A 13,446-nucleotide genomic window follows, 5' to 3' on the forward strand; every position below is an offset into this window, starting at 1 on the left:
GTTTGTTTACGACGAACCAAAGAAATCGCTTAAAAGCACCCATTCTCGCACACCGAGGTCAGTCCGATCCACTCATGATAGGAAACGCGGACGTTTCCACAACAAAACGGACAGTGGGTCGTGGTCTCGGTCGAGTGCTCTTGTTCCAACTTCTCGAGCGCTAATTTTTCCATTGAAACAATCTGGTCCAAATCCGGTACCCGCATAGGTTTCGTTACCCCCTTGACGAGATGAGAAGTGGCATTGACGGTTCCGACAGATACTGTGTACCCTTCTAGCATATGTTTGTCCGAGGCGAGGGAAGACATACTCAGACGTAATGATGAAATTTCCATGATAAATTTATTCTACTCCTAAAACTTTCGAGATCAAAACCAAGTATACTGTGTCTAGTTAGGTTTCTGATTTATCTGAGATGACAGTCTTCTAAAGAGACAGCAAGAGAGGATGGAACGACATGAATTTCGACGCCTTACATTATCCCCACCCTTCGAGAAGAACCGCGGTCTACGCTCGCAAAGGCATGGTCGCGACGTCCCACCCCCTTGCAGCGGCCGCTGGCCTACAAGTCTTGCAGCAAGGCGGCAACGCCATTGACGCAGCGGTTGCCACGGCTGCGGCGCTGACCGTCGTCGAGCCTACGTCAAACGGCATTGGCAGCGACTCGTTTGCCATCGTTTGGCACAAAGGTCAGATGTACGGCTTAAACGGGAGCGGCGTAGCTCCGGCTGGGCTCAGCCTGGAGGAACTCTCGCGGCGCGGGCACAAAGAAATGCCGAAATTCGGCTGGATGCCGGTCACTGTCCCGGGGACACCGGCCGCATGGGCAGATCTAGTTGAGCGATTTGGAAAATTGTCGTTGCGACAAGTACTTCATCCCGCTATCTCCCTCGCCCGCGACGGACACCCGGTTTCGCCGATTGCGGCGAAGTACTGGGCGGTTGCGGCGAATCGCTTTGCGAGTGCATTGCAGGGGCAGGAATTCGAGCACTGGTTTAAGACGTTTACATTTGACGGACGCGCCCCAAAACCGGGTGAGACGTTCTACAGTCCCGGTCACGCTCGTACGTTGGAACTAATTGGAGAGTCCGGCGCCAAGGCGTTTTACGAGGGTGAGTTGGCGGACGAGATCGAGCGGTTTGCGCGTGCAACAGGGGGGCTGATTACAAAAGCTGACCTCGCCACACACACATCCGACTGGGTCACCCCTGTACGCGTCGACTACCGCGGCTATGACGTCTGGGAGTTGCCGCCGAATGGCCAAGGCATCGTCGCGTTGATGGCACTCAACATCCTCAAAGGGTACGACTTTTCGAACATGGATGACCGCGAACGCACGCACCTGCAACTGGAGGCTCTGAAACTGGCGTTTGAGGACGGAAAGCGTCACATCGCAGATCCTCGGCACGCCGATATTCCGCTCGACGAGTTGTTATCCGATGCCCACGCACAAGAGCAGCGCGCCCGCATCGGCGACAATGCGCTATTGCCGGATCCGGGTGCACCTGTGCTGGGCGGGACCGTCTACCTTGCCGCCGCTGACGGCGAGGGGAACATGGTATCCTATATTCAGAGTAACTATATGGGCTTTGGCTCGGGTGTGGTGGTACCGGGAACGGGTATCGCCCTGCAAAATCGGGGTCACAACTTTTCCATGGATCCAAACCACAAGAACGCGCTCGCTCCAGGCAAGCGCCCCTATCACACCATCATCCCAGGCTTCTTGACCAAGGACGGGCAGCCGATTGGCCCGTTTGGCGTGATGGGCGGATTTATGCAGCCGCAAGGTCACGTACAGGTGATCATGAACGCCATCGACTTCGGTATGAACCCGCAGGCGGCATTGGATGCGCCTCGCTGGCAGTGGATGCAAGACCGTCGCGTGACAATTGAGGATTCGTACGGAACAGACGTCATTGAAGATTTGCGCGCGCGCGGGCACGAGGTTGAAATCGCGGGTGATGCCGGCGGATTCGGACGAGGGCAAATCATCTGGCGAACAGAGGATGGGAATCTCGTAGGTGGAACGGAACCGCGGACGGACGGAGCCATCGCGGCTTGGTAACTGTCGACTTGTCATGATTTGGGCCCTGGCAATCTGGCGCCAGGGCCCTTTTTTTTTCAGGGAAAACAAGCGCCCGTCCACACTTTACACTGGGGCTTGCCCGGGGCTATACTCGACGTTGACCAAATGACCGTTTTTGAATTTTGGTCAACAGGGGGTGGGGAGTTGGACCTACAACAAAGAGTCGTCGAGGCGGCCGAACACTCGTTTCGTGAGTTCGGATACAAAGGCACGACGATGGACAATGTCGCTCGTATCGCAAATGTCGGAAAAGGTACGATATATACCTTCTTCGCCAGCAAAGAGGCCTTATTAGACCACATTCTAAGTCGCTTGGTGGCGGAGATGGAAGCCGTTGCCAACGCGTCCATCGCACCGGCGGACACGTTCTTCAACAATCTCGAGCGGGCGCTGCGCAGTGTCTTGCGTTTTCGTGGTCAACACGAACTGCTCATCAAGCTTGCTCAAGAGGGGAAGCAACTCGGAACGGTCGCGGTGATCGAGGGGATGGCCCGCGTGGAGCAGGCGGTCACCAAGTATTTGCGGCATCATCTGGAGGTGGGAGTCAGTCACGGGGACGTGAAGCCATGTAACACGGAACTCGTCGCGTTTATTATGCTGCGCACGTACACGGCCATCATCGCCGATTGGGAAAGCGGACACGAACCGCTGTCGGACGAGGAGCTGATGCAGATTTTCCAAGTGGTGTTTGCAGAGGGGCTGAACCGCGCGCGTCCGCAAGGACAACCGTAAACACCGATAGACAGAGGGAGGAGGTTGACCATGAACCTGTTTCGATTTGTCGGCAAAGAGTTTTCATACAACTATGGGAGCTTGAAGCGGCTCATTCCAATCATCGCAATTTTCTTCATTCCAATTTTGTACGCGGGAATATTTCTCTGGGCGTTCTGGGATCCGTACGGTCACTTGAATCGGCTCCCAGTTGCCGTGGTGAACGAGGATGCAGGCTCGACGTTCGCCGGGCAGCGGATTCAGGCGGGCCAGCAACTGGAGAGTCAACTTCGAAAAAACGACGATTTTCAGTGGAGTTTCGTCTCGGCTGAGAAGGCTCGGGCCGGGCTTGAAGACAACCAGTACTTTATGGTGTTAACGATTCCGAAGGACTTCTCGTCGGATGCTGCAAAGGCCGCGACCACGGTCGGCGCACCTCAGCCGAAACTCGAGAGCGTGACCAATGACCGCCACAATTACATTGCAGGCATCATCGGCAAAAACGCCATGGAGAAGCTCCAAGCGCAGACAGCACAGCAATTGACGAAGACCTATACGACGAATCTGGTCACTGGCATCAAACAGTTGGAGGTTGGGTTTCAAAAGGCGTCCGGTGGTGCCACAACCTTGGCGACTGGGGCAAATTCACTGTCCAAGTCGAGTCCTAAGCTCGTGAGTGGGGCGAAGCGTTTGGCGACGGGGTCAGATACGTTGGCCGGAGGCATTGCACAGGCGGCCGCAGGTGCCAATCAGGTGGAGAGCGGTACGCAGTCCGTCTACGCGGGCAATCAGCAGCTGAGTGTTGGATTGGGCCAACTTGCAGAGGCGTCGGGGAAACTGAGTGCTGGTGCAGCAAGTGTGAACCAAGCTGCCAAGCAGCTTCAAAGCGGGCTCGCGAGTGAAGCGGCAGGCGCTAAGCAGGCTGCAACTGGCGCGGCGGGATTAGCACAGGGGCTATCTCAATACCTCGCGGCACATCCGGAACTCGCCAACGACCCCTTGTTTCAGGCGCTGGTTCAAGCCAGTCAACAGGTGGCAGCCGGGACATCGCAAGTCTCTTCTGGCAGCGACGCCTTGGCAAGCGGTGCGAAGACGCTGTCGAGTGGAACCAATTCCCTCGACCAGGGGCTAGGCGCCTTCGCGCCAAAGTTACAGCAGGCGGCTACAGGCGCGGCGGCACTTGTGAAACAAGAACCGACGCTGGTCCAGGGCAGTCGTCAAGTGGCCACGGGGCTCGCGCAATTAGAGAGCGGTGCGTCGCAGTTGCAGACGGGCGCTGGTAGCCTGATGTCGGGTGTCAACCAGTATGCCGACGGTGCGAAACAAGTGGCCACAGGGTCCTCGCAACTCGCTAGTCAACTGCGTAGTGCGTCCGCGAAGATGCCCGTCATTCACAGTGGGCAGGTGGTCTCTGCCACCTCAAACCCGGTTGGCTTGAGCCAATCGCAAGCAGGTGACATCCCGAACTATGGCACAGGATTTGCGCCGTACTTCTTGTCGCTCGGTCTGTTTGTCGGCGCACTGTTGATGTCGATTATTATTTCTTTCCGCGATCCCGCGGAAAAACCGTCGTCGTCCTTCGCCTGGTTCCTGTCGAAAACCCTCTTGGTCGGGTCTGTAGCGGTGGCACAAGCCCTGATTGCGGACACCATCTTGCTCTCCGCTCTCGGCTTACACGTGGGCGATGTGACACACTTTGTCCTATTCTCGCTACTTACGAGTTTGACGTTCGTCTCCATCATTCAGTTCTTCGTGACGACGCTGGCGAATCCGGGGCGTTTTCTCTCGGTCATCGTGCTCATTCTGCAACTGACCTCCAGTTCAGGTACGTATCCTGTGGTTCTGTCGCCGCCGTTCTTCCAGCATTTAAGTCGATACCTGCCGATGACGTATACCGTCGACGGATTCCGCTACCTGGTAGGCGGTGGTAAGGTGTCGTTCATGCACTCGGATATCTGGCATCTGTTTGTCTACTGGGGTGTGTTTGTCGGGCTCACGCTCGTCTACTTCCTCGTCCGCGGCCACTTCGTATTGAAGGATGCAAAGCCGCAGGCGCCAAGTGGCATGCATTCGGTCGAAGCCTGATGCAAAGGCGTCAGTCTGCTTTCTGTTCCATCCGAAAAATCCCCGGCTGTGAATCTGGCCGGGGTTTTTTCGTGACGAGGCCAGGAATCGAAGTTTGGCACAGCTGCGTTTTGTCCAAGTGGGGCAAAGCGATAGAAGGGGCTGCGGGACGGCGGAGTTTACGCCCTGGCGAATACAGATCTTGGACTGCGGTCACGCTAACTTTGCGATCAACATTTGGCAGGAGGCGATGTCATGGGCAATGATCCGACGTCTGATGGGAACCAGATGCATGGAGAGGCGTGTGAATTGGACACCGTCATGGATCAGGTATCGAGCTCGCAGACGGATGGCGGAGTGTCCCCGGAGCTTGCGCATCGTCCAGTGCACCAGATGCGACCCCCTGCTCCGCGGATTGCGCGGCGGAGGTCGGAGTTAGAGTTTTGATCGTGCAGTGGCGCGGCAGTTGCCGCGCCACGGCTGAGTAGGCGCCGTGCGAATGGCTTAAACGCCCTGGTGGTACAGCTTGGCACTCATACGGCCCCATGATTTGAATGCAAAGGGATAGCGCACATCCGCGTATACGAAGCTCGACAATGACGCATCCAGCGATGAAAACAACGACGGTATAGATTGAAGATATGAGGGATGATGTGGTATCGTAGAGGGTATGCAGGAGGTCAACGAATACTATTTATTATTATCCAATAATAACTTAGCACGAAATGGTTTTGGTGTCAAGACCCCTTTTGACATTGGTGAGGGTAACACTGCGACACGCGTTGGTCGCGGGGTCGACGGAGATGGAATGTGAGGCGATTTCGAGCGTGGCAAGTGAAGAATGGCGAGAAGAACAGCAATACGTCGATCACGTGACAAGGCGTATCCACGAACGCGTCGACAGCTTACAAGCGGAGTTAGGTGGCGTCAAGGAAGAGGTTGTTCAGATTCGACGCAACTTTTGGGACGATGTCACCGTCAACCTGGGAAATGTCGACGATATCACGGAGACGCATTTCGCAATCCGCCAACAGGCGGAACTCCTCTCGGAACGAGAACGCCGATACACGAACGCACAGGGTGCGTTGAAGACCTTCGTGCGGCTGATGAGTTCACCGTTTTTCGGGCGAATCGACTTCGTGGAGCAAGGGGCGAAGGAGTCGGAACGAATCTATATCGGAATCGGTTCGTTCCGCGACGAGGAAACGGATGAGTTCCTCGTCTACGATTGGCGGGCCCCGATATCCAGCCTCTACTATGATCACATCCCTGGGCCGGTCTCCTTTGAAGCGCCTGCGGGCGAGATTTACGGCGAGATGACGGGCAAGCGACAGTATGTGATTCGAAATGGAACGATTGAAGTGATGTTCGATGCGGCCGTCACAATTGGAGACGAGTTGCTTATGCAGGCGCTTGGGCGCCACGCCGATACGCAGATGAAGAGCATCGTCGCCACGATTCAGCGGGAACAGAACGAAATCATTCGCAACGACACGTCGAGTATGCTCATCGTGCAAGGCGCGGCTGGAAGTGGCAAGACGTCTGCGGCCTTACAGCGCGTCGCCTACCTCTTATACAAGCACCGTGGATCGCTTGAGGCAGGTCAAATGGTCCTGTTTTCACCCAATCCGATGTTTAACAGCTATGTCTCGACAGTGCTGCCGGAGCTTGGCGAGGAGAACATGCAGCAAACGACTTTTCAGGATTATTTGCAGCACAGGTTGGGCCGGACCTTCGAATTGGAAGATCCGTTCGAGCACTTGGAATACCTGTTGACCGAACAGGTGACGCCGTCGTATGAGACGCGGCTCGAGGGAATCCGCTTCAAGTCGACGCTCACATTTTCCGATGCGCTGCGCCGCTATGCAGACCTTCTCTTGACCGATCACATGCTGTTCAAATCCGTGCGGTTTCGCGACAAGGTGGTCGTCTCCAGACAGGAGATCCGCGAGCGGTTCTACGCCTGCGAACCGTCCTTGAGAATGCACTTGCGCATGGAGCACCTGCGAAAGTGGGTCCTTGAACAAGTCGATGCATTTATCGAGGAAGAGCTACACGAGCATTGGGTCGAGGACGAAGTGGAGCTGTTGGATCACGAAGATTACCAGCGGGCCTACAATCAGGTTCGCCGCATGAAGGGTGGCACCGACGCGTCGTTTAACGACTTCGACAAGGAGCGAGAGATCCTGTCGCGCATGGTGGTCAATCGTCGAATGGCAAAGGTGAAGCGCGCGGTCAAACGGTTGGCGTTTGTCGATGTGCGCGGTATCTACCGCCAGTTTTTCTCAAACGAAGCCCTGTTCGCAAACGTGTTTGAGCAGATTGAAACGCCATCTTGTTGGCGTGGGATCTGCCAGCAGACGGTCCAGCGCTTGGACGAACGAAAGCTCGCCTATGAGGACGCGACGCCGTTTCTCTATTTGAAGGAACTGATTCAGGGGATGGCTATCAACACGGCGGTGAAGCATCTGATCGTCGACGAGGCACAGGATTACTCCTTGTTGCAGCTAGAGGTTTTGCGGCGGTTATTTCCCCGCAGTCGGATGACTGCGCTTGGCGACCTGAACCAGTCCGTGTTTGCACACGCGGCAGGACTTGGCAACGCGCGAGGGCTGGAGACGCTATATGGCGAAGAACGCACGCAGTTGGTGAAGTTGCGGCGAAGCTATCGCTCAACCGCGGAAATTGTCCGCTTTACGCGCGGGATGATAGCGGGCGGCGAAGATATCATCCCATTCGAGCGCAAGGGCAAAAAGCCGAGCGTAGTGGTCCTGGCGGGACGCACTAAGCACGATGAGCGAGTATTAGAAGAAGTAAAGTCGTTAGAGGCGAGTGGCTATTCGTCGATTGCAGTCATTTGCAAAACCGCTCGCGAAAGCAAACTTGTGTACGACCAAATCGCAGACGCGTTGTCCGCCCATCTCATCAGCAAGGAAACCGCCACGTTTGTGCAGGGGATCGTCATCATTCCCGCATACTTGGCGAAAGGTGTGGAGTTTGACGCGGTTGTCATCTACGACGGATCTGACGAGGTGTATCACCGCGAACTCGAGCGCCAACTGTTTTACACCGCGTGCACGCGCGCCATGCACGAGTTGCGCATCGTCGCGCCAGGTCGCCCGAGTCGGTTTATTACATCACAACAGGCCGACACCTATGCCGTTCATGAGGTAAACTGAGCGGAAACGAAGGAAAGGGTGGGACACTAGGTGGATGAGGTTGTACTGGAAGGGCGCATTGTACGACTGGAGCCGATGGCAAAGCATCACCAGCGCGCCACTGAACGCATCGGAGGCGTCCGCGAAGGCGTACTGAGAAAACACCGCGTTCTACCGAATGGCTTTATTCGAGATTCCGTCTATTTCAGCATTGTCGACGACGAGTGGCCGAGCGTGAAGAAACGGTTGGAATCGTACCTCATATCCTAGGAAACGCCCGCGCATACAGAGCGCAACAAGGAACATCCAGCAGTGTGACCAAACCACGCAAACAGGGGCATACCGCGCGTCATACGGCTGTGCTCCTGTTTGTGTTTTCTTCGTCTGATGCTCGTTCCGCGAACTCGCCAAATTTTGCCTAGTTTCACGTTGTGCAGTCGTTTCACCGGAGCCATCCACCCTTCGAAGCGCGGAATACGGTGTGTATTTGGCGTCGCGGCATCCCAGTACTTGGCTTTGAGATGAGTTCTACTTACCCTTTCTCATTCCCACAAAGGATGTACAATAAAGATGAATGGGTTCGTTCGGGACTATGGATCGGGATGGATGGTCCGAAATTGGCAGAGGGGGCCGTCGGCGTGTTTCGTTTTATTCACTGTGCAGACATCCATTTGGACAGTCCGATGCGGGGGCTCCGATTTGTGGACGACAGCGTCATCGACAGCGTGCGTGGTGCTACGCGCCGCGCACTCGAAAATCTCGTAGAGCTCTGTATTCAGGAGAAGGTCGATTTCCTCGTCATCGCGGGTGACGTGTTCGACGGGGATTGGGAGGATTATACGACTGGCTTGTTTTTCAATCGCTGCATGCAGAAGTTGGATGCGGCAGATATCCCCGTCTATTTAATTCGCGGCAACCACGATGCAGCGAGCGTCCTCACTCGCCATTTGACGCTGCCCGGGAACGTGCGCGTCTTTTCCGAGCGCCATCCGGAAACGGTCCGTATCGACGCTCTCCAAGTCGCCGTGCACGGACAAAGTTTTGCGGTGCGAGATGTTACGGAAAACCTAGTACTCGGTTATCCGCAGGCTGTGCCGGGATATTTTAACATTGGCATACTGCATACGGGACTGGCTGGGCGCGAGGGGCATGCCCGCTATGCGCCGTGCCAGCTCGATGACCTGCGGGCGCTGGGTTACAACTATTGGGCGCTCGGGCACATTCACCAGCCAGAAATCGTCTTGTCCGAGCCGTGGGTGGTTTACCCAGGGAACGTTCAGGGGCGGCACATTCGCGAAGCGGGTGAACGGGGATGTGTGCTCGTGACGGTAGACGGTTCGGACGTCACGCTGGAACAAAAAGCGCTCGACGTCGTTCGGTGGCTCGAGGTGTCGTGCGATATTGAAGATGTTCTCACACTGGGCGATGTGCTGCCCACCGTGAAGTCGGCGGTGGCACAGGCTGCCGCACCCCATCCTGGCATCCCTCTCTGTATGCGGATCGGGCTAAAAGGGTCCACACCTGCGCATCAGTTTCTCTATCAAGACGTCGAGCAGCTGACACATGAAATCGTGAACGCGGCACAGTGGGCTGTCAGTCAACCTGTGTATGTAGAGCGCGTCGCGGTTGCGCCAAACCATGCGGGAGCGGCATCGTTTTGCGCGGTTGGGCCGTCGGACAGTCTCACAGGTGTGCTGCAGGGCGTCGCGGAGGATAGAACACTGCAGACAGCACTTGCGGAACAACTGTCCTCTTGGCACCGTTTGTTGCTGGGACGAATGCAGGAACAGGACGCCCCGTCCCCGGTCGACGCGACAGACACGCGGGAGCTGGTCAGACAAGCCCTCATGGAGGTTACGGCTAGATTACAAGGGGGTGCAACGCGTGGAGATACGTGATCTTCAACTCCGATCGATCGCTCAATTTGAGGAGTTGAGCCTGCAGCTAGGAAAGGGTCTCCACGTGCTCTACGGACCCAACGAAACGGGCAAGAGCACGCTCCTTCAGCTCTTGGTCGACCTGCTCTTTGGCGGCACGCCAGAAGTACGCGACTGGTATGACTCGCAGTCGAGAATGGCCGCGACCATCGTCCGAGGTGAGTCTATCTACGATCTGCGGAGGAAACGATATCGCGCACAACTGGTGGAAATTGATGAGGACGAGCGTCCATTTGCAGGGGATTTTAGCTTGAACTGGCTCGCAATGGAGCGGGATCGATATATACAGCTGTTTGGGTTCGATCACGCTCGTCTTCGCACCGGCGGTCAAAGCCTGCTTGAGAGCGATGGCGACCTCGGCATCACGCTGTTTGAAACTGGCAGTGGCTTGGCCCACGTCAAGCAATTGATGGAGCGTTATCGGAATCAACTCGGTGAGTTGTTCCACCCCGGAATGCGCGCAAATTCTACAGCCAAGCTGAACCGCGCACTGCGCGACTACCAGGCGTCGCGTACCGCCATCCGCAACCTAGCGTTGCGGCCGCAGTCCTGGCTCGCGCAAGAGGCTTTGGTCAAGGGGATTGAATCCCAAGTCGCGGCCATCCGCGACGAACTCGCACAACTGCGCAGGTCGCTCTTGCGGATGGAGCGGATTCGGCGCAATCTCCCGTTGTTCCAGCAGCGGCATAGCATCCTCGAACAACTGGCGGCGTCAAAGGACGTGCCTTTGTTGTCGCCACAGGAGGAAGAGTCCATCCTGGAGGACCTTGCAGAGGCGGTTCGACTGCGGGCCGAGGAGGTCTTGGAGGCGGAGGCCTTGATGCGAGAACGAGCAGCGCTGTCCGCGATGTCGATTGACGAACAGGTGCTTTTTGTCGCGTCAGATCTCGAGCGTCTTCGCGATGGCTTTGGTGTCTATCAATCCGCGTGTGAAGAGGTCATCCGACTAGATCAGTCCGTGCAGTCACTCGAACGGGAAGTGACGAAAGCCAAACGCGACGTGTTGCTAGACCACGCGATGGACGACATCCTGGCCCTGCGAATCCCCTTTGAACGCCGTCAGCGGTTGGAGGCGCTTGCGCGCGAGTATGGGGAAGCGTTGGCGGATCGGAAGGTCATCGAGCGGGATCTTCGTGAGCTGGAGTCTGACCAGGCGGTGCGCCGAGGTGCACTTGAACGGATTGGGGAAATTCCCGATATCGCGGCACTACGAGAGCAAATGAACGCCTGGCGAACGAGGGGGATCTCCGCGTTGCGCGTCGAAGCGCTGCGGGACAAGTGGTCGGACCGCCGTGCGGCGTTGGAGAGGCGGTTGGCGGAGCAGTCCTTGTGGAAAGGCAGCCTGGACGACGTCTTGCATCTCCCCATTCCCTTCCCACAGACCACTGCGCAGTATAGTGCGCGGTATCAGGAACTATTTGAACAGAAGAGCGCCAAGGAACGCCAACTTGAACAACTGAGCGCGTCGGTGGAACGTGAGCGCGCGGAACTAGACAAACTTGAGGCGGTAGGTTCAGTGCCTGCGGAGGACGACTTGCAAACTGCGCGAGAGCACCGTGATCGCGGGTGGCAACTCGTGAAACAAGTCCTTCACCGCCCCGGCCAATTGACGCTGGAGGGTGCCGCCTACGCCAAGGACTGGGAATCGCTAGAGGAGGCGTACGAGCGTGCGGTCACAGAGGCCGATGAAACGGTAGACCGGTTGCGCCGGGAGGCGGATAGAGTGGCGAAAAAGGCTGAATTGACCGCCCAGATGACCACCGATCTCAGCCTTCAAAAGTCCTTGCTAGAACAATTGCAAGATTTGCAGTCGCAGTTGTCGCAGTGCTCGCGCGAATGGGCGGACGAATGGGCGCCCGCAGGTATCGTTCCGAAATCGCCCGGCGAGATGCAGGCGTGGACGCAACAGTGGCTTGTTCCGATCCGGCGCGAAATCGAGGAATTGCATCAGCTTCAGCTTGAGATGGACCGGGAAATGAAGGCGGTCGACGACGTACAAACGCGCCTGGAGCAGTGGCGGAACTTTTACGGAATCGCCATACCAGAGCACCTCGTGCTCCTGGATGACCAATTGACGTTTGTCGATAAGCAGCTGGTGACCTTTGAACGCGCGACTGGGGAATACAGAACGTTGGTCGATGCCCTGGCAGAGGCAGAGCGAAAATACACAAGTCGGCTGGCGGAAAAGCGGGCATCCGACGCGATGTTGTCAAACCTCGAGGAAGCCTACAGAGAACTAAGGAAGAAGTATCGACATTTGCCTGAGGATCTCACGCACGTCCGTTCGTATCTGGTGGCCTTTGAGGAATTCGTCCTCGTGTATGACAACTGGCGTCAGCAATGTGCGCGAATCGAGCAAACAGAGCAGATTATTCGCGAGTTCGAGGCCTCGGTGCTGAGTGTCGCGCGGACACTTGGAACGCATGGGACAGATGCGCAAAGCTTTGACCGTGCACAAGTAATCGAGTTGTACCAGCGCTTGCAGCGCCGATTGACGGCTGCGGTGGAAGCCAAACAGGCAGCGGCACAACAACGGCGCCTGATCGAAGCGCAGGAAGAGCGCCTCGAGAAAATCCGTTCTGCTATCGCAAGAAGGGAATTGTCGTTGGCGGTGTGGCGGGATGGCCTAGAGGCCAAAGATGACGCTTTACTGAGACAGGCGATTGAACAGTCGAGGGCAAAGCGTCAGGCAGAACAGCGCCTGGTCGACGTCGAAGCGTCGATTTTGGCGACCGGGGACGGTCACAGCCTCGCCGAGTTGATGGAAGAGTGGCAGTCGGTCGCCGATGTCGATTCCTTGCCGGCTCAGATTGCCGAGGTCCACGAGCGGATGACGTCGCTTGAACATCAGTTAGACGAGGCTCAGGTGAAGCTCGGCGAACAGCAACAGGTGTTTCGACAAATGGACGGGTCTGCCACGGATGTCGCAGAAGCGGCACAACAAGCGGCGTTGGCGGCGGAAGAGGTAGGGCGCTACTGGGACGAAGTCGTTCGCACGCAGACGAACCTCACCCTTCTCGAGGAGGCGCTCATACGGTACCGGAATGAGAGCCAAAATGGCGTCTTGCAATTGGCTTCTGAACGGTTTTCGCGCATGACTCTAGGGCGCTATCAGGGCATCGACCTGGACGACGATCCGGCTGCACCGCGGATTTTGGCCCTTCATCGCGACGGTGACCGACGTACCTTTGCACAGTTGAGCGATGGCACTGTCGACCAACTGCACTTTGCGCTGCGATTGGCCTTTTTAGAGGCACAGGCCGGTTCCGGAACCCCGCTGCCGCCACTGATCATGGACGATGTACTCGTGCATTTTGACGACGAGCGCGCGCGAGTGACGATGGAGATTCTCGACGAGTTGGCGAACGACGTTCAAATTTTGTACTTTACCCACCACCGGCACTTGGTGGACGACGTGATGCCAAAGCTTTCGACGACGCACGTGAAGACGTATGAATTGTCACAGATGATCCGGTATCGGCAGGGGTGA

Annotated in this window: 8 protein-coding genes and 1 pseudogene; 8 read left to right on the top strand and 1 reads right to left on the bottom strand. The window is 56.6% G+C overall.

Annotated features, from left to right (window positions below; all coding sequences use genetic code 11):
* Positions 1–29: 29 nt before the first annotated feature.
* Positions 30–335, bottom strand: a complete 306-nt coding sequence (locus NZD89_RS01115; RefSeq protein WP_268006042.1) for a hypothetical protein — start codon at positions 333–335, stop codon at positions 30–32.
* A gap of 122 nt (positions 336–457) precedes the next feature.
* Between NZD89_RS01115 and ggt the strand changes: the two genes are divergently transcribed.
* The 8 genes and pseudogenes from ggt to NZD89_RS01155 all read left to right on the top strand — a co-directional run bounded on the left by ggt (position 458) and on the right by NZD89_RS01155 (position 13,446).
* Entirely contained in the window at positions 458–2,065 is a 1,608-nt protein-coding gene (ggt, locus tag NZD89_RS01120; protein ID WP_268006043.1) for a gamma-glutamyltransferase, read from the top strand.
* Between the two features lie 165 nt (positions 2,066–2,230).
* Positions 2,231–2,818 carry a TetR/AcrR family transcriptional regulator gene (locus NZD89_RS01125; RefSeq protein WP_268006044.1) on the top strand — a complete coding sequence of 196 codons (588 nt, stop codon included), beginning with the start codon at positions 2,231–2,233 and terminating at the stop codon, positions 2,816–2,818.
* A gap of 30 nt (positions 2,819–2,848) precedes the next feature.
* Positions 2,849–4,882 (top strand): YhgE/Pip family protein, encoded by a 2,034-nt coding sequence (locus NZD89_RS01130; RefSeq protein ID WP_268006045.1) that lies wholly within the window; start codon positions 2,849–2,851, stop codon positions 4,880–4,882.
* 234 nt (positions 4,883–5,116) lie between these two features.
* Positions 5,117–5,308, top strand: a complete 192-nt coding sequence (locus NZD89_RS01135; protein WP_268006046.1) for a hypothetical protein — start codon at positions 5,117–5,119, stop codon at positions 5,306–5,308.
* Between the two features lie 380 nt (positions 5,309–5,688).
* Positions 5,689–8,040 (top strand): RNA polymerase recycling motor HelD, encoded by a 2,352-nt coding sequence (helD, locus tag NZD89_RS01140; protein ID WP_326492904.1) that lies wholly within the window; start codon positions 5,689–5,691, stop codon positions 8,038–8,040.
* Between the two features lie 90 nt (positions 8,041–8,130).
* Positions 8,131–8,289 (top strand): annotated as a pseudogene (locus NZD89_RS01145) (GNAT family N-acetyltransferase); the annotation flags it as partial.
* A gap of 368 nt (positions 8,290–8,657) precedes the next feature.
* A complete protein-coding gene (locus tag NZD89_RS01150; protein ID WP_268006047.1) occupies positions 8,658–9,917 on the top strand; it encodes a metallophosphoesterase family protein in 1,260 nt (419 codons plus the stop codon).
* A complete protein-coding gene (locus tag NZD89_RS01155; protein WP_268006048.1) occupies positions 9,904–13,446 on the top strand; it encodes an AAA family ATPase in 3,543 nt (1,180 codons plus the stop codon). Before NZD89_RS01150 ends, NZD89_RS01155 begins: the two co-directional genes overlap by 14 nt.

Origin of the sequence: Alicyclobacillus fastidiosus (genome assembly GCF_026651875.1) — a bacterium.
GTDB lineage: Bacteria > Bacillota > Bacilli > Alicyclobacillales > Alicyclobacillaceae > Alicyclobacillus > Alicyclobacillus fastidiosus.